This window comes from Streptomyces sp. URMC 124 (assembly GCF_051386455.1).
GTDB lineage: Bacteria > Actinomycetota > Actinomycetes > Streptomycetales > Streptomycetaceae > Streptomyces.
The window spans coordinates 1-16,386 of record NZ_JBPQTS010000067.1; the positions used below are offsets into that span (position 1 = coordinate 1).

Genomic DNA, 16,386 nt, shown 5'->3' on the forward strand with positions numbered 1-16,386 from the left:
GCGGCGGGGAGGCCGCCGGGGCGGCGGCCTCCCGTACCCGCACGTCGGGCTGCACGGTCACCGGCGATCAGCTCCCACCGGCTGCCGCTCCGGCGAGGCGGGCGTGGCCGCCCCGGTCACGGACTCCGGCCGGCGGCGCGGGCGGCCGAAGCGCCGCATCGCCGGCCGTTCCACCAGTACGTACAGCAGCCACCCGAAGAACAGGGCCAGCGCGAACGTCAGGGCCATGATGCCGAGGGCACCCGGCGTGTCCCACGTCCTCCCCGCCGACGAGTCGGTCGCGGCGAGGCCCATCGGCCCGTACTGGAACACCAGGAAGTGCACGATGTAGAAGGCGAAGGAGACTTCGCCCAGCCATATCATCGGCCGGGTCGCGAACGGCGACCGCTCGCCCTTGGTGTCGGCGACCGCGGCGGCGGCGATCAGCAGGGCGATCGGCAGCGCCGTCGGTGCCACCAGCCCGTACGCGTCCGGCAGGAACACCATCAGCGCGTAGCCCACGGCCAGGAGGGCCAGGGCGGGCAGCTGCTTCATGCCGATCCAGCGGCCGGTCATCACGACGCGGGCCATCAGGATGCCGAGGGCGAAGTCCAGCACGCGGGTGGCGGGCAGGAAGTAGACGAACCAGTACCGCCACCACGAGACGGGCTGCCACGGGGAGTCGGGGCTGCCGGGCAGCAGCTGTGCGACGAGCGGCACGGCCACGAACGCGGCGATCACGAGGCCCACCCACATCCACAGCCGCTCCGGCCGGATCCTGCGGATCACGCCGTGCAGCAGCGGGAACGACAGGTAGAACAGCAGCTCGCAGGAGAGCGACCAGCTGGGGCCGTTGGTGCCGGCGAGGATGTCGAGCTGCGGCACCCAGCTCTGGAGGAGGAAGAGGCTCGGCACGGTGTTCCCGGCCGTCACCGCCGTCCCCGCCCAGATCATCAGCAGCATGCCGGCGAGCCAGGTCACGAAGTGGTTGGGGTAGATCTTCGCCAGCCGGCGCCGGTAGAAGCGCCGCGGGGCGTCCCCGGGCTTCGCCGACCAGGTCAGGACGAAGCCGCTGAGGACGAAGAAGAACCCGACGCCCAGGTAGCCGGCGCGGCTGGTGTACCGCACGACCACGTCGTTGAGGGAGTCGTCGGCGAACAGCTTCGCGACGGCGGCGTGGGTGACGAAGACGAGGATCGCGGCGACGAACCGCATGCCCGTCAGGGAAGGGAGCCTGGAGGCGCCTGGGGCTTGCGAAGGGGAGCCCGGTGGGCTCGCGGAGTGATGCGGCTTCTGCGACACGGGATGCCCTATCAGGAGGGGAGCCGGACCGACTGGCGGTGCCGGAAGACGTTCTTCGGGTCGTACTTGGCCTTCACCTGCTGCAGGCGGGCGTAGTTGTCCTTGTAGTAGAGGCGGTACCAGGGGACGTCCGAGGTGTTGAGCGTCGGATCGCCGATGTCGCTGTCCGCGTAGTTGACGTAGCAGCCGTCCGTGACGGCGTTCGGCACGGGCACGCCGCCGGTCTCCGCGTACATGTCGCGGTAGAACTCGCGCAGCCACGCCTGGTTCTTCGCGTCGTCCGCCGGGTCGGTCCAGTACGTCTGGTAGAGCAGTTTGAGGACCGAGCTGCGCTGGGCCACGGGCGTCGCGTCGGGGGCAACCTCGTTGATGCGGCCGCCGAACGACGTGGCGACGAGACCGCCGTACTTGTTGGCGTAGTCGCCGCGCGTGAGGTGCTTCCAGATCGCGGCGATTTGGTGCTCCGGGAACCCCTTCTTCATGTACGCGGACTTGTGCTCGCCGCGGAAGGTGGGATTGGTCTGCAGCTCGCTGCTGGTGCCGATGTAGCGGGTGGCCTTCAGCCACGGCAGCCGCTTGGTGCTGGCGAACTCCGGCATGGGGCGCAGCTCGCCGACCTGTTCGCCGAGCTCCTGGTGCGCGACGCCCAGGGCCTTGTTCAGGCCGTGGAGGAAGTCGTCGACGAGCTTCTCGGCGTCCGGCACGCCGCCGTCCATCTGCAGCAGCATGCCGAGCGCGCCCGAGGCCTTGTGGTTGAGGAACAGCCAGCTGCACAGGCCCGCGTAGGGGGAGTTCGCGCCGCTGTTCTTCTCGTGCCACTCGCCGTAGAACTTCACGAAGTCGGTGAAGCCGCGCTGGGTGACCTTCTCCCACGGCCAGGAGGCGGCCGTGACGAGCACCTCGGCCGGCGGGTTCGGCAGCAGCTTCGAGGGGTCGGAGCCGGTGGCGCCGGGCGAGCGGAACCAGTAGCGGGTGATGACGCCGAAGTTGCCCCCGCCGCCGCCCGCGTAGCCCCACCACAGGTCGCGGTTCGGGTCGTTCTCCTCGCGCGTCGCGACGACCGCCCTCGCCTTGCCCGAGGCGTCGACGGTGACGACCTCGACCGCGTACAGGTGGTCCACGACCAGGCCGTGCTTGCGCGAGAGCATGCCGTAGCCGCCGCCCGAGGCGTGCCCGCCGATGCCCACGGCGTAGCAGACGCCGCCCGGGATGACGACGCCCCAGCCCTCGTAGAGCGTCTCGTAGACGTCCAGCAGGGTCGCGCCCGCCTCGACGGCGAACGCCTTGCGGTCGGTGTCGAAGTAGACGGCGTCCATCAGGGTCATGTCGAGGACGACCTCGACGTCGGGCCGGAAGACGAAGTCCTCGAAGCCGTGCCCGCCGCCGCGCACGGTGAGCGTCTTCTTCCCGTCGACCGCCTCCTGGACGGCCCTGACGACGTGCTCGGTGGTCGTGGGCAGCCGCACGGCGTCGGGCCTGCCGACCCAGCGCTGGTTGAAGCCGGTGATCAGGTCGCCGTAGCGGGCCTCGCCGCGCCCCACGGTGACGAGGTCGGTGCCCAGGGACAGGCGGCCCACCGCGCCCTTGTCGGCGGCGACGGCGGTGGCGCCGCCGAGCAGGCCCGGGACGGCCGCCGCGCCGACCGCCGCGCCGGCCACGCCGCCGGTCCGGGCGAGGAAGCCCCGCCGGGTCACCTTGCTCATGACGTTCCCGCTCCTCTTGTCGGTGTCGGTGTCGGTGTGGGTGGGGGAGTGGTCGCCGGTCATCGCACGCACTCCATGCGCTGCTCCTCCGGCAACTCCGGGATCCGCGCGGGCAGCCGGCCGGTGGTCCGCGCGGGCAGGACGCGTACGGTCAGCAGCTCCAGGCCCGCCTCCAGGGCCCGTACGGTCACGTGGCAGTCGTGCGGCGCGAGCAGCAGCTCGCCCGCGTGCACGGCGCGGGTGGTGCCGCCCGAGGTGGCCTCGCCGCGGCCGGCCAGGACGTACAGGGCCTGCTCGACGCCCTCGGCGGGGCGGTGGGCGACGGTCGCGCCCGGCCCGAGCCGCAGCAGGTCGACGGCCTCGCACTCGCTGTGGAGCATGCCGCGCCGGGCCAGGCAGGCCCACTCGGCCGAGGGTCCCGCGGCGCTCAGGAAGCGGGCGGAGGCGTCCGCGCGCTGGACGATCACCGCGCCTCCCCGGCGGCCGGGACGGCGCCGGCCGTCGTCCGCGCCGGGACGGCGAGCTCGGCGTGGAAGAACTCCATGCCGTCGTGGTTGGCGGCGATCTCGGCGCCGGCGCCCAGCGGCAGCGTCAGGGCGGTGCCGGGGGTGAGCTCGACGGTCGTGCCGCCCGAGGCCGCCCAGCCGGAGCCGGAGAGCACGAAGACGGTGTGCTCGGCGCCGCGCGAGGCCAGCGTGCGCGTGGCGCTCGGCTCCAGCGCGTCGATCTCGACGGTGCGCAGCGGGCCGGTGAAGACCCGGCCCGGGTCGACGGAGCCCTCGGCGCGCAGGTCGTGCAGTTCGGCGTTCACGTGCTTCTCCTCCGCCGCGCGCGGCGTGTCGCCCCGCAGCGCATCGGCCGTGGGGGGTGCGAGCATTTCGATGACGAGCCAGTCCAGGTGGCCTTCGCCGGTGTTCCGCAGGCCGTGCACGGCGCCGGTCCCGGTGAGCAGCAGGGAGCCCGGGCGGGCGGGGTGCGCGGTGCCGTTCAGCAGGAACTCGCCGCGGCCGGAGAGGATGAAGTAGATCTCCTCGGTGCGGGTGTGGCGGTGTTCGCCGCTCACGCCGCCGGGCGGGATGCTGGCCCACTCCACGGCTTCCCAGTCGCCGCGCAGGTCGCGGCGGGTCGCCAGGCACTTCCAGTGGGTCAGGCCGGCCGCGCCGTGCACGCCGTGGATGTCGGCGGCGCCGGAGACGTCGGCGACGAGGGCCGCGGCCTCGGTGACGTCAGACACGGACGGCCTCCCGCGCGCTGCCCAGGCGGCGCAGGTCCTCGACGGCGACCGCGAGCTCGTCCTCGGTGACGTCGTTGACGAAGACGGCCTCGCCGATGCCGGCCGGGAGCGGCAGCCGCTGCTGACCGTCGCGGTGGCGCACCGTGTCGGCCAGCGCCTCGGCCAGCAGGCCCGGCTCCAGCAGGGCGTTCCAGCTGGGCAGTTCGAGGGAGCGCATGACGGCCAGGACGCGGTCGCGCTGCCCGGTGGTGACCAGGCCGCGGCGCCAGCCGAGGACGGTGGTGAGCGCCATGTCGACGCACACCGCCTCGCCGTGCAGCAGGGCGGGCAGCGCGTGCATCTCGACGGTGGGGCTGAAGGTGTGCCCGTAGTCGACGACGCGCTCCAGCTCGGTCTCCCACAGGTTGGGCTGGAGCTCCTCCAGCATCCCGTGGATGGCGCGCTGGACGACCTCGGTCGCGGCGCGCTCCAGGGCGGGGGTTGTGCCCTGGAACTTCTCGTCCAGCAGGCGCGGGCCGTACTCCTCCAGCAGGTCGAACAGGCGCGCGTCCTTGATCAGGGCCATCTTGAGGATCTCGGCGAGGCCGTTGGCGATGTGCCGGCGGTCGACGGAGACCAGGAGGGAGCGGTCGAGGAGGGTGAGGGAGGACGCGAAGTAGGTGCCCAGGCGGTTCTTGTGGTTGTTGAAGTTCACGCCGGTCTTGACCCCGACGCCGGCGTCCACGAGGCCGATGAGCGTGGTGGGGACGCGGACGACGGGCGTGCCGCGGCGGTAGAGGTTGGCGACCAGGCCCACGATGTCCATCAGCACGCCGCCGCCGATCACGACGATCGGCTCGCGCCGCCGGTCGATGCCGAAGGCGTCCAGGGCGCGCACGATCTCCGTGGCGGTGTCCAGGCTCTTGACGGTCTCGTCCGCCTGCACGGCGTGCAGCGCGTACTCCACGCGGTGGTGCTCGAAGTAGCTGCGGATGCGGTCGCCGTGCAGCGCGAGGACGTTGGCGTCGACGACGACGAAGCGGCGGACCCGCTCGGGCCGCTGCCCCGCGTGGCCGAGCAGCGCGGTGTTGCCGAGTCCGAAGGCGTCGTCGCACACCTGGATCTCGTACTGCACGGGCATCTGCGCGCTGACCTTCCAGGAGTCCACGCGGTTGCTCCGCGTCACGAGACCCGGCGCCGTCATGGGCTTTTCCATCACGTTCTCCCCCGAGGGTTCGGTGTTCTGCGGTGATTCGGGAAGTGATGGTGGAAGGCGGCGGGCGGCGCGGCCAAGCGCGTATCGCGTTGCTGTCAGATAGCAAAGGAGTTGTCAGGTACGGGAATTGGGGGAGCTGACATTCCCGTGAATTCCTGACGATTGCGTGCCACGGGATTGCCGGGGAACTTCCGTTGGCCGCAGAGTTCCGGTCCATGACAGGACCCCTGACCGTGCCCGTGCCCGTGACCGCGGCTGTGCCTGCGGCCGTGCCCGTGTCCGTGCCCGTGACCGCGGCCGTGCCTGCGGCTGCGGCTGCGACCACGACCGTGCCCGCGACTGCGACCGCGACTCTTGACCGACCGGTCCGCGCCGGCGCGCCGGCCCCGGACCGCTCGGACCGCTCGGACCGTCCGGACCGCTCGGACCGTCCGGACCGCTCGGACCGTCCGGACCGCTCGGACCGTCCGGACCGCCGGGACCGCCGGGACCGCCGGGATGGCCGGGATGGCCGGGATGGTCGGGACCACCGGGATGGTCGGGACCACCGGGATAGCCGGGACCACCGGGATGGCCGGGACCGCCGGGACGGCCCGGACCGCCGGGATCATCCAGCCGTGTCCGTGTGGGTCGAGGACGCCGGCCGCGTCCGGCTCGGCCCCGGCGTGTTGCGGCGACTCGTCCACGACCGGCAGGTCACCGGGCTCGCCTGCGGCCCGCACGTCACCACGGAGGAGCTGCGCCGGGCCTGCGCCGCGCTGTCCTCCGCGGGCGGCGGCGCGGTCTCCGCCGAGCTCACCGTGCCCGGCGCCGGCGACGCCGCCGCGCTGCTGGGCGAGGCCCGCGTCCTGCACGGCCTCGTCGCCCGCCCCGACCTGCTGGTGTGCGTGCCGGCAGCGCCCCGGGCCCTGCCCGCGGTGGCGGACATGCTGGCCGAGGGCATCGGCGTGCACGTGGCGTGGATCGGCTCGGCCGCCCGCTACGGGCGGGTCCTCGACGCCTTCCGCGCCGGCCTGGAGCGCGCCCGCGCCGCCGGGCTGGACCTCTCCGGCCTGCACACCGCCGCCTCGGTGCCCGTGCGCCGGATCGACGCCGTCGTCGACGGCAGGCTGGACGCGGTCGGCGGGCACGAGACGGCGGCCCTGCGCGGCCGGGCCGGGCTCGCCACCGCCCGGCTCGTCCGGCGGGCGCACCGCGATTTCCTCGCCTCGCCGCGCTGGCGGGCCCTGGCCGCGGCCGGTGCGCGCGAGCCCCGTCCCGTCTGGTCCCTGGGCGGTCCGCCGCTGCGCTCCGGCGAAAGTGACATTCTCTCCGGGCTCGCGGAACTCGCCGCGCCGGGCGCGGCCGTCGCGCTGCCGGAGGACGCACTCGGTGCGCTCGGCGGGGTGCCGACGGTAACCCCGGCAGGGCCGGCGGACGGCGCCCGGGATGACCTGCGCCACGACGACGCGCGACGCACCCTCAGCTTCCTTGACTGGTACGGCATTTCCGCCGAGGATTCCGCGGCGTGCATCGAGCGGCGCGGCCTGGCGCGGATGCTGCGGGGACGGGATGCCGCGACGCATGTGCCGCAGCAGCGATGGTGATGCTGCGGGAAAGGTGAAGCTGCCGGGAATCCGGCAGGGCAAGGAGTGACAAGGTGTGCGGCGCGGGCGTCATCAGCCTGCTGGCGGACGAGGGCGTCTCGCGCTGGCTGGACGGTGCCGGATGGCACGAGCCCAACCCGCGCCGGCTCGCCCGGCTCGTCGACGACGGGCTGATCACCGGCCTGGCCCTGGGGCCCGAGCCCCTCACCCGCTCCCTGCGCCGGCGCGCCCGCGCCCCGCGGGCGGGCCGCCCCGCGCGCGAGGCCGGACCGGCCGCCGAGGCGCTGCTGGCCGCCGAGGCCCGGCGCGCCTGCGACGTGCTGCTGTCCGTCCACGAGCGCACCGGCGGCCGCGACGGCCACGTCGCGGTCGAGGTCGGCCCCGCCGCGGACACGGCGACGGCGCTGCGCCTGTGGCGCGCCGTCGACCGTCCCAACGCCCTGGTCTCCCTGCCCGCCGGCCCCGAGGGCCTGGCCGCGGCCGCCGACTGCCTCGCCGAGGGCGTCGGCGTGGACATCGGCCCCGTGCTCTCGCCGGCGCAGTACGACCTGGCGGCCGCCGCCTGGCTGGAGGGCCTGCGCCGCGCCCGCCGCGCGGGGCGCGACCTCTCCGCCCTCCAGGCCGTCGTCTCGGTGCCGCTCGCGCCCGTCGACGCCGCCTTCGACGAGCGGCTGTGCCGTTCCTCGTCGGCGGCGGCGCAGGTGATGCGCGGCGAGGCGGCGCTCGCCTCGGCGCGGCTCGTCTTCCACTGCCACGAGCAGCTGCTGGCCGGGCCCGGCTGGCGCGAGCTCGCCGCCCACGGCGCCCGCCCGCACCGGATGCGCTGGACGGACACCGCCGTACGGACCCCGGGCGTCCCCGACACCCGCTACGTGGACGAGCTCGTCGTCTGGGACACCATCACCACCATGAGCCCGGCGACCCTGGAGGCCGTCGCCGAGCGCGGCAACCCGCGCGGCGACGCCGTCACCGGGCGGGGCCGCGCCGCCGCCCGGGTCCTGGACTCGCTGGAGATCCTCGGCGCCGGTTACGCGCACACCACGCGCGAGCTGGCCGACCGCGCGGTGGCACTGCGGTCCTTGCGCTGGAGCGAGCTGCTCGGCGCCGTCAGCGCCAGCAGCGGGGCCGCCTTCACCACGGTCTCCTCGAACTCCTCCGCCGCGTCGGAGAGGTCGACGATCGCGCCGCCCACCCCGTAGCGGACCCGGCCGGGGGTGACGACGGCCGTGCGGATGACGATGCTGAGGTCGGCGGCCCCGGTCAGGGAGAAGTAGCCGAGGGCGCCGGAGTAGACGCCGCGCGGCCCGTTCTCCAGGTGGTCGATGATGCGCATGGTGCGCAGCTTCGGCGCGCCGGTCATCGAGCCGCCGGGGAAGGCGGTGCGGACGCACTCCACGGCCGACACCTCCGGGCGGAGCGCGGCCCGCACGGTGCTCACCAGCTGGTGCACCGTCGCGTACGTCTCCACCCGGAAGCTGTCGGACGCGTCCACGCTGCCGGTCTCGGCGCAGCGGCCCAGGTCGTTGCGGACCAGGTCGACGATCATCAGGTTCTCGGCGCGGTCCTTCTCGTGGCCGAGCAGCTCGGCGCGCAGCGCCGCGTCCTCCTCCTCCGTGGCCCCGCGCGGGCGGGTGCCCTTGATGGGCCGCGACTCGGCCGTGCCGTCCGCGCCGACGCGCAGGAACCGCTCGGGCGAGGTGCTCAGCACCGACAGCTCGCCGAAGCGCAGCAGCGCGCCGAACGGGGCCGGGCTGAAGCGGCGCAGGTACTGGTAGCCCCGCCAGGGGTCGAGATCGCCCCGCGCCTCGGCCATGTTCGTCAGGCACACCTCGTACGTCTCGCCCGCCGCGATCTCCTCCAGGCACTCGTCGATCAGGCCCAGGTAGGCGGAGCGGTCGTGGCGCAGGCGGGCCTCCGCCAGGGGTGCCGGCGGGCCGGCGTACGGGGTCCGCTCGCCGGCCAGGGCGGTGAGGCGGCGGGCGGTCGCGGCGAGCCAGGCGCGGGCGGAGCGCTCGTCGCCTCGGTCGGCTCCGGTTTCGTCCCCGGTTTCGTCCCCGGTTTCCGTGCCGTCCTCGGCGAGGGCCAGGAGGTAGGTGGTGCCGGTCGCATGGTCGAGGACGACGGCCCGGTCGGCGAAGACCATGTACGCGTCCGGCTCCTCGGAGCGGTGCACGGCCCGGCTGCCGCACTCGGCCTTCAGCTCGTAGCCCAGGTAGCCGACCCAGCCCAGCGCGAAGTCGAACGGCAGCTCCGGGACGCTCGCGCGCGTGGCGGCGAGGTCCCGGTCGAGCCACTCCAGGAACGCGCCCGAGACGATGTCGGTGCGGGCGCCCCCGGCGGAGCGCACGGTGACCGTCGAGCTCCACACGTCGGCCTTCGCGACGCGCGCGAGCGGCCCCGAGGCGTCCCCCATGAAGGAGAAGCGGCCCAGCTCCCCGTCGCGGCGGCTGCTGTCCAGCCAGAAGGTGTGCGGATCGCCGCCGAAGAGGCGGGCGTGGACGGTCTCGTCGTCCCAGCGGGTGGGCAACTGCTCGACGAGGACGCGCAGGGCGCGGCGGGGGTGGGCGTCCTGTTGCGGTTCCGGGGGCGCCGGCCGGGGCCCGGCGAGCCGCACCGCGGTCCGGGCCGCCGGGCGCCGCTCCCGCGTCAGCCTGCGGAAGTTGGCCAGCAGCTCGATGCCGTACTGACTGCCCGCCGACTCGGGGTGGAACTGCACGCCCCACTGCGGCCGTTCCCGGTGCTCCAGGCCCATCAGCACTCCGTCGGGGGTCCGGGCCGTGGCCTTCAGCGCGCCGGGCAGGTCGGTCACGGCGAGGGAGTGGTAGCGCACGACCTCGAACGGCGAGGGCAGGCCGGCGAAGAGGCCGGTGCCGTCGTGCAGGACGGGAGAGGTGCGGCCGTGGTGCGGGCGCGGGGCGCGGCCCACGGTCGCGCCGTGCAGCATGCCGATGCCCTGGTGCCCCAGGCACACGCCCAGCAGCGGCAGGTCGGTGTGCTCGGCGATGGCGCGGCAGATGCCGAAGTCGGCGTCGCGCAGCGGGGTGCCGGGACCGGGGGAGAGGACGACGTTGTCGAACTCCGCGAGGCGGCCGGGGTGCCAGTCCGGGTCGTCGTTGCGGACGACCTCCGGCGGCCGCCCGTTCACGCGGGCCAGGTAGTGGAACAGGTTGTAGGTGAAGGAGTCGTAGTTGTCGACGAGCAGAGTGCGCACAGTGATGTCCGTGAGAAGAGTGCTGTGTGGTTCGGGTACGGGCGCCCGGAGGGCTGGCGGGTGGCCTACGCCGCCGGTCTCAGCACCGCGCGCGCCGCCGTCACTTCGATGAGCATGTGTTCCACCGTCTCCCGCCCCTCCCGGACCCTCAGGCTGCGCAGGACCCGCAGCCCGCGCCCGCACTCGCGGGCCGTGCGGCGCAGGCCGAGCACGTCGCCGCGGTCGCTGAAGTGCAGCAGGACCCGTCCGCCGGGGGCCAGGTGGTCGTGCGCGCCGGCCAGGTAGCGGCGGTGGGCGGCGTACCCGGCGTCGACGTAGGCGCGCTCGTGCATCGAGCCGTAGACGTAGTGCGCGGGCGCCTTGACGAAGTTGGAGTGCCAGTAGACGGTGTCGAAGCGCTCGTGCTCACCGAGCGGGGCGAACAGGTCGCCGCAGAGCGTGCGGACGCGGTCGGCGACGCCGTGCCGGGCGGCGTTCAGGGCGGTGTTGCGGGCGGCCTGCGGGCTGATGTCGGAGGCGACCACCCGGTCGTGGCCGGTCAGGGCGGCGGTCACGGCGATGACGCCGGTGCCGCAGCCGATCTCCAGCAGCGACCGGCGCCTCCCCGCGGCGGCCCCCTGCGTCCCCTGCGTCCCCTGCGTCCCCTGCTTCCCTTGCTCCGCCGCGAGCAGCTCCATGGCCACGCCCGTCGACGCGGAGAACGGCGGCGCGAACACGCCGTCCAGCAGGTCCCACTCCCGGCCGTCCAGGGTGAAGACGTCCGGGCGGTCCGGCCGGTGCAGCGACTCCGCGCTGCGCCGGAGCGAGCGCACGTAGCTCTGCAGCTGCGCCTGTTCGTTCTGCTCTGCCTGATCCGCCCATCTCAACTGTCCGGTTTCCTGCATTTCGTCCCCCCAGTCAGAACGGCGCGCGCCCGCTGCGGCGCGCGCCACGCGTCGTCAACCCTTGCGGAAACCGCAGGTCAGGGGAAGGTGGACGGATCACCGCGTGAGGTGGGCAGGGTTGTGAACGGTGGACACCCAAGGGCGGGCAAAGTTGACTGGTCCAGTCCAATCCGCTTACGTTCACTCGCGGGGGGACGCTTCGTCCGAAGAGTCCTGAGAGACGACTCTGGGGGTACGGAGATGACTCGCGCCGTGCACTCCACCACGGCAAGTGCGATCACCGTGCTCCGACTGCTCGCCGAAGAGGCCGCGCCCGGCCGCTTCGAGGCCCTCGTGCGCGACGCGCGCCGCAGCGGCCTCGACGGCTCCGCCCTCGCCGAGCTCGAACAGGCCACGGAACTCGCCCTCGGCGTCCACTCGCTCTTCGGCCGGCACGAACAGCGCGAGGCCGGTCTCACCGCCCTCGTCGACACCGCCCGCGACCTCACCCTCCCCTACGACCTGGACACCCTCCTCAAGGTCATCTCGCGCCGGGCGCGCCGCCTCCTCAACTTCGACATGGCCTACATCGGCCTCCTCGACCCCGACGGCGAGAGCTCCTGCATCCGCGCCTCCGACGGCGACACCACCGCCCTCAACGTGGGCCTGCGCGTGGCCGGCGGCCACGGCCTCGGCGGCGTCGTCAGCGGGCGGGCCGCGCCCTCGTGGACCGCCGACTACCTCACCGACGACCGCATCCCCCACTCCGAGGAGATCGACGAGGTCGTCCGGGCCGAAGGCCTGCACGCCATCATGTCCGTGCCCCTGCAGCACGGCGACTCCGTCTTCGGCACGCTCTACGGCGCCAACCGCAAGATCCGGCACTTCGCGCCCGACGAGATCGGGCTGATGCGCTCGCTCGCCGACCTCGCGGCCGTCGCCATCGAGAAGGCGCGGCTGCTGGAGCGCACCCGCGCCGAGGTCACCGAGCTGGAGCTGGACAGCTCGCGCGCCCGCACCTACCTGACCACCGAGCGGCGCCTCGCGGACGTGCGCAGCCGGCTCATCGACCTCGTCCTCGACGGCTGCGACCTGCCCGCCGTCGCCGCCGAGGCCGCGGCCGTCCTCGACGGCGCGCTGATCGTCCGCGACGCCGACGGGCGCACCCTGGCCGTCGCCGGCGACCCGCCCCCGCCCGCGCTCGACGAGGCCGGCATCGCCAAGGCCCTTCTCGACGCCCACGCCGGGCGGGCGCCCGTCCGGGCCGGGGAACGCGCCTGGGTCGCCTCCGCCGCGGCCGGGTCCGAGGCGCTCGGGGCGCTCGTCCTCGTCCCCGCGCAGCCGCCCACCGACAAGGAAGTGCGCCTGCTGCACTCGACCGCCCAGGTCTGCGCGACGCTCCTGCTCATCCAGCGCAACACCGCCCTCGTCGAGGGCCAGGTCCGCGACGAGCTCTTCGACGAACTCCTCTCCGGCCGCCGGCTCTCCGCACGCCTCGCCGACCGCGCCCGGCGGCTGACGGTCGACCTCGCCCAGCCGCACGTCGTGGTCGTCGCCCGGCCCGAGGGCGGGCCCCAGGGCAGGGCCGTCGTGTGGGCCTCCTCGTACGCCTACCGGATGTCCGGCCTCAAGAGCGTCCTCGACGGCAGCATCGTGCTCCTGCTGCCCGGCAGCGACGCCGGGGCCACCGCCAAGGCCGTCTCCGAGGAGCTCACCCCGCTCCTGCAGCACCCGGTGACGGTCGGGGCCGCGGGCCCGGTCACGGGCGACAGCGCCGTCCACCAGGCCTACCAGGAGGCCCTGCGCTGCGTGGACGCGCTCACCGCCCTCGGCGACACCGGCGGCTACGCCTCCCCCGCCGAACTGGGCTTCCTCGGCGTGCTGCTCGCCGAGGACCACGACGTCGACGGCTTCGTGCAGTCCGCGCTCGGGCCCGTCCTCGAGTACGACATGCTCCGCCTGACCGAGCTCACCCACACCCTGGAGGTCTACTTCGCCTCCGGCAGCAGCGCGACGGCCGCCGCCGACGTCCTGCACGTGCACCCCAACACCGTCTACCGGCGCCTGGAACGCATCACGGAACTCCTCGGCCCCGCCTGGCAGAAACCGGACCGCGCCCTGGAGATCCAGCTGGCCCTGCGCCTGCAGCGCACGCGCCACCTGCTGAGCCGGCGGCCGGAGGGCGGGGCGTAGCGGCCGGGTGGCCGCGACCTGGCGGGGCCCCGTCGTCAGGCGTACAGCGCCTCGCCCGTCAGGGCGTACGCGGAGGACAGGGACGCGACCGCGTAAGCCGCCGAGGACAGGGTCATGTGGCGGTGCCAGCCGGGGAAGGAACGGCCCTTGAAGTCGCGCAGACCCACGCGCGCGCCGACCTCCTCGCAGTCCGCCGCCGTGTCGTCGGCGAGCCGGGCCAGCCGCGCCAGCTCGCCGACCGGCGTGCGGACCATGTCCGTCAGCCAGATCCGCTCGGGCGCCCCCTGCGGGTCGCGCCACTCGCCCAGCAGCAGCCCGGGCCGCTGCCCGCCCGCCGACAGCCGCGCGGGCCCCACGGGCAGCGCCACCGGAACCGCCGCCACCAGCCCCGCCCCCGCGATCCGGCGGCGCAGGCCCCGTACGCCCTGCAGGATCCGCAGCGCGGGGACGGGCCCCAGGCCGTGGCCCGGCAGCGCGGGGTCGGCCACGACCAGGCGCGCCGTGCCGCACACGCGCGCCAGCACCGGCAGGCCCGCGTCGGCGAAGCGCCGCACCGCGGGCCCGACCCGCGTGGTGGGCACGTCCAGCACGACCGGCCGGCGCGGCAGCCTCCACTTCCGCAGGTCGTCGAGGACCGTGCCCGTCGCGCTCTCGTCCGTGGTCTCCTCGCGCAGCGCCGACGCCGGGATGCCGGCGCCCTGCTCGTCGGTCCCCCCGGCCCCCTCGGCGCCGCCGGCCCCGCCGGGCAGGAAGAGCCGCCAGTGCACGGGCACGGTCATCGCCCCGGAGGCGAGCCACACCCCGAACGCGCGCTGCGCGTTGACCGTCTCGCCCAGCTCGGGGTCGAACTGCCGGCGCACGCCCACCGAGTGCTCGCCCCGCTTGGGGATGATCAGCTGCCGCACGACCCAGGCGCGGGCGGGCGAGATGCTCTCCACGTACTGGGCGAGGGCCTCGCGCAACGGGTTCCAGTGCCAGGTGGAGCTGCAGATGAAGTGGTGCAGGCTCTGCTGGCCGCCGGGCGCGCCGACGGCACCGGCGATGTTCTGGATGGTCTTGCGGCCGTTCGCGGCGAGCAGCCCGTGCAGGTACTGCTCGCCCTTGCTGCGCTGGTCGCTGCGGCGCAGCGACCGGAACAGCACGTCGGCCATCTCGGCGACGAGGTCGTCGGGCACCCCCGGCCCGCCGGGTGGCCGGGCCGCCGGGCCGGGCCCCGGCCCGCCCGGCGCCGGGAACCGCCCCCCGCGCCACGGTCCCGTCACCATCGCCGTCGCCGCCTTGTCCACGGCACTCCCCCTTATGCCTCGCACCACGGCAGCCGCAGCCGGCTGCACCGTCACGATGCCGCCGCGGGGGCGCCGCGGAGGAGGGGAGGCGTACACACACTTGGGGCCGCAGGTGGTGAACGGTCTCCACACGCCGCTCAGGTCGTCGCGACCCGTACCGAGATGCCCGCCAGCACGGTGCCCATGACGTAGCGCTGCATCTTCAGCCAGCGCGGGCGGCGCCGCAGAAAGCCGGAGATGGAGCCGGCGCTCATCGCGATCAGGCCGTTGACGGTGACCCCGATGACGATCTGCGTCAGGCCCAGCGCGAGGCTCTGCCCGGCCACCGAACCCCGGTCGGGGTCGACGAACTGCGGCAGCACGGACACGTAGAGGATCGCGATCTTCGGGTTGAGGAGGTTGGTGACCAGCCCCATCGTGAAGAGCTTGCGTGCCGGGTCCGCCGGCAGCGGCTTCGGGTCGAACGCGGAGACCCCGCCGGGCTTGAGGGCCTGCCACGCGAGATAGGCCAGATAGGCGGCGCCCGCCAGTTTGAGGCCCGTGTAGACGGCGGGCACGAGACTGAAGAGCGTGGCGATGCCGGCGACGGCGGCCAGCAGGTAGACGAAGAAGCCCGCGGCGACGCCCAGCAGGGAGACGAGCCCGGCTCTTCGTCCCTGGGTGATCGAACGGGACACCAGATACATCATGTTGGGGCCGGGTGTGAGGACCATGCCGAGGGCTACGGCGGCCATGCCCGCCAGCGCCTGACTGCTGACCATGCGACTCCTCCGGGAGCGTGGGGTACCGGCGGCCGGCCGGGCCGCGGGCCCGCCGGCCGCCGGTGATCACGGTCATTCAACCGGCGCCCACGCCCCGGTGGCGGCGATTTTCGTGGCGTACGCATCGAAGCCGGCCGGCTCGCGGCCGAGGACGCGGCGCACCCCGTCGACCGGCTCGGCCGTGTGCCCCGCGCGGTGCAGGGCGAAGAGGGCGTCGAAGGCCTTCGCCACGGCCTCGGGGAAGCCGGCCGCCAGCAGTTCGGCGTGGTACTCCTCCGGTGTCAGTTCCACGTACGCGATCTCCCGCCCCGTGGCGCGGGCCACCGTCGCGACGGCCTCGCCGAAGGTCAGCGCGCGCGGCCCGGAGAGCTCGTGGACCTCGTCGGTGTGCTCGGAGCTGTCGCGGGTGAGCAGCTTCGCCGCCACCTCGGCGATGTCGTCCGCGTCCACGAAGGGCTCGGGCACCTCCCCCATCGGCAGCGCCAGCCGGCCCTCGCGCAGCGGCTGCCACCACAGGTCCTCGCTGAAGTTCTGGAGGAAGTTGTTCGCCCGGACGACCGCCCACTCGGCCCCGGAGCCGCGCACCGCCTCCTCGGCCACGGCCATGCCCTGCCCGAAGTCCGGCCCGACGTGCTCGATGCCCCGCCCGGACAGGACGACGAAGCGCCCCACCCCCGCCTCGACGGCCTGCCGCACGAAGCCGGGCACGGCCTCGTACCCCTCGTCGGGAGCGATGAGATAGACGGCCGAGGCGCCCTTGAGGGCCGCGGCCCACGTCCCCGGCTCCGTCCAGTCGAAGCGGACCTCGCCGGAACGGGAGGCGGCGCGGACGGCGACCCCGGCGGCGCGGAGGGTACGGACCACCCGGCGGCCGGTCTTGCCGGTGGCGCCGAGGACCAGGACGTCGTGGCGGGGGGCCGTGTTCCCGGCGGAGTTCGTGCTCGTGGCCGTGCTCGTGACCGTGGTCGTGGTGGTGGTGTTCGTGGTGGTGCTCGTGTTCGTGTTCGTCATGGGTCCAGCCAAGCCGCCCGCCGGGGCACCCACCATGGGCGGCAGTCCGGGGCGCATGTCCG

12 protein-coding genes and 1 pseudogene are annotated in these 16,386 nt (G+C 74.3%); 3 read left to right on the forward strand and 10 right to left on the reverse strand.

The annotated features are described in order from the left end of the window. Nucleotides 1-57 precede the first annotated feature (57 nt). From ACSNOG_RS16095 to ACSNOG_RS16115, 5 genes are all read right to left on the reverse strand, one after another. Nucleotides 58-1,194, reverse strand: a complete 1,137-nt coding sequence (locus tag ACSNOG_RS16095) for an acyltransferase family protein (RefSeq protein ID WP_436753340.1) — start codon at nucleotides 1,192-1,194, stop codon at nucleotides 58-60. A 98-nt stretch (nucleotides 1,195-1,292) separates the two neighbouring features. Continuing rightward, nucleotides 1,293-2,984, reverse strand: a complete 1,692-nt coding sequence (locus tag ACSNOG_RS16100) for an FAD-binding oxidoreductase (protein ID WP_436753366.1) — start codon at nucleotides 2,982-2,984, stop codon at nucleotides 1,293-1,295. A gap of 59 nt (nucleotides 2,985-3,043) precedes the next feature. Then, nucleotides 3,044-3,451, reverse strand: a complete 408-nt coding sequence (locus ACSNOG_RS16105) for a hypothetical protein (RefSeq protein WP_436753341.1) — start codon at nucleotides 3,449-3,451, stop codon at nucleotides 3,044-3,046. After that, nucleotides 3,448-4,218 (reverse strand): cupin domain-containing protein, encoded by a 771-nt coding sequence (locus tag ACSNOG_RS16110; RefSeq protein ID WP_436753342.1) that lies wholly within the window; start codon nucleotides 4,216-4,218, stop codon nucleotides 3,448-3,450. The genes ACSNOG_RS16105 and ACSNOG_RS16110 overlap by 4 nt, the downstream gene beginning before the upstream one ends. Then, nucleotides 4,211-5,401 carry a sedoheptulose 7-phosphate cyclase gene (locus tag ACSNOG_RS16115; RefSeq protein WP_436753343.1) on the reverse strand — a complete coding sequence of 397 codons (1,191 nt, stop codon included), beginning with the start codon at nucleotides 5,399-5,401 and terminating at the stop codon, nucleotides 4,211-4,213. The genes ACSNOG_RS16110 and ACSNOG_RS16115 overlap by 8 nt, the downstream gene beginning before the upstream one ends. A 629-nt stretch (nucleotides 5,402-6,030) precedes the next feature. Between ACSNOG_RS16115 and ACSNOG_RS16120 the strand changes: the two genes are divergently transcribed. Together ACSNOG_RS16120 and ACSNOG_RS16125 are read left to right on the forward strand one after the other, a co-directional pair. Then, the gene (locus ACSNOG_RS16120; RefSeq protein ID WP_436753344.1) at nucleotides 6,031-6,999 is read left to right on the forward strand and encodes a transaldolase family protein; all 969 of its coding nucleotides are present in this window, start codon (nucleotides 6,031-6,033) and stop codon (nucleotides 6,997-6,999) included. Between the two features lie 317 nt (nucleotides 7,000-7,316). Further along, a pseudogene (locus ACSNOG_RS16125) lies at nucleotides 7,317-8,042 on the forward strand (transaldolase family protein); the annotation flags it as partial. Here the strand turns inward: ACSNOG_RS16125 and pabB are convergent. Together pabB and ACSNOG_RS16135 are read right to left on the reverse strand one after the other, a co-directional pair. Continuing rightward, the gene (pabB, locus tag ACSNOG_RS16130; protein ID WP_436753345.1) at nucleotides 8,027-10,210 is read right to left on the reverse strand and encodes an aminodeoxychorismate synthase component I; all 2,184 of its coding nucleotides are present in this window, start codon (nucleotides 10,208-10,210) and stop codon (nucleotides 8,027-8,029) included. The pseudogene ACSNOG_RS16125 and the gene pabB sit on opposite strands and share 16 nt — an antisense overlap. A gap of 65 nt (nucleotides 10,211-10,275) precedes the next feature. Further along, entirely contained in the window at nucleotides 10,276-11,076 is an 801-nt protein-coding gene (locus tag ACSNOG_RS16135) for a methyltransferase domain-containing protein (RefSeq protein ID WP_436753346.1), read from the reverse strand. A 258-nt stretch (nucleotides 11,077-11,334) separates the two neighbouring features. Here ACSNOG_RS16135 and ACSNOG_RS16140 point away from each other — a divergent pair, with 258 nt between their 5' ends. After that, on the forward strand, nucleotides 11,335-13,266 hold the full coding sequence (locus ACSNOG_RS16140; RefSeq protein ID WP_436753347.1) for a helix-turn-helix domain-containing protein: 1,932 nt from the start codon (nucleotides 11,335-11,337) through the stop codon (nucleotides 13,264-13,266). A 35-nt stretch (nucleotides 13,267-13,301) separates the two neighbouring features. Here ACSNOG_RS16140 and ACSNOG_RS16145 read toward each other — a convergent pair whose 3' ends face one another. The 3 genes from ACSNOG_RS16145 to ACSNOG_RS16155 all read right to left on the reverse strand — a co-directional run bounded on the left by ACSNOG_RS16145 (nucleotide 13,302) and on the right by ACSNOG_RS16155 (nucleotide 16,324). Beyond that, nucleotides 13,302-14,531 carry an IS701 family transposase gene (locus tag ACSNOG_RS16145; protein ID WP_436753367.1) on the reverse strand — a complete coding sequence of 410 codons (1,230 nt, stop codon included), beginning with the start codon at nucleotides 14,529-14,531 and terminating at the stop codon, nucleotides 13,302-13,304. Between the two features lie 158 nt (nucleotides 14,532-14,689). Then, a complete protein-coding gene (locus ACSNOG_RS16150; RefSeq protein WP_436753348.1) occupies nucleotides 14,690-15,313 on the reverse strand; it encodes a LysE family translocator in 624 nt (207 codons plus the stop codon). A 72-nt stretch (nucleotides 15,314-15,385) separates the two neighbouring features. Continuing rightward, on the reverse strand, nucleotides 15,386-16,324 hold the full coding sequence (locus tag ACSNOG_RS16155) for an NmrA family NAD(P)-binding protein (protein WP_436753349.1): 939 nt from the start codon (nucleotides 16,322-16,324) through the stop codon (nucleotides 15,386-15,388). Nucleotides 16,325-16,386 lie beyond the last annotated feature (62 nt).

Coding starts and splice junctions, on each gene's coding strand:
- ACSNOG_RS16115 (WP_436753343.1), bottom strand. CDS start 5,401: ATGACGGCGCCGGGTCTCGTGACGCGGAGCAACCGCGTGGACTCCTGG.
- ACSNOG_RS16150 (WP_436753348.1), bottom strand. CDS start 15,313: ATGGTCAGCAGTCAGGCGCTGGCGGGCATGGCCGCCGTAGCCCTCGGC.
- ACSNOG_RS16095 (WP_436753340.1), bottom strand. CDS start 1,194: ATGCGGTTCGTCGCCGCGATCCTCGTCTTCGTCACCCACGCCGCCGTC.
- ACSNOG_RS16145 (WP_436753367.1), bottom strand. CDS start 14,531: ATGGTGACGGGACCGTGGCGCGGGGGGCGGTTCCCGGCGCCGGGCGGG.
- ACSNOG_RS16155 (WP_436753349.1), bottom strand. CDS start 16,324: ATGACGAACACGAACACGAGCACCACCACGAACACCACCACCACGACC.
- ACSNOG_RS16140 (WP_436753347.1), top strand. CDS start 11,335: ATGACTCGCGCCGTGCACTCCACCACGGCAAGTGCGATCACCGTGCTC.
- ACSNOG_RS16100 (WP_436753366.1), bottom strand. CDS start 2,984: ATGAGCAAGGTGACCCGGCGGGGCTTCCTCGCCCGGACCGGCGGCGTG.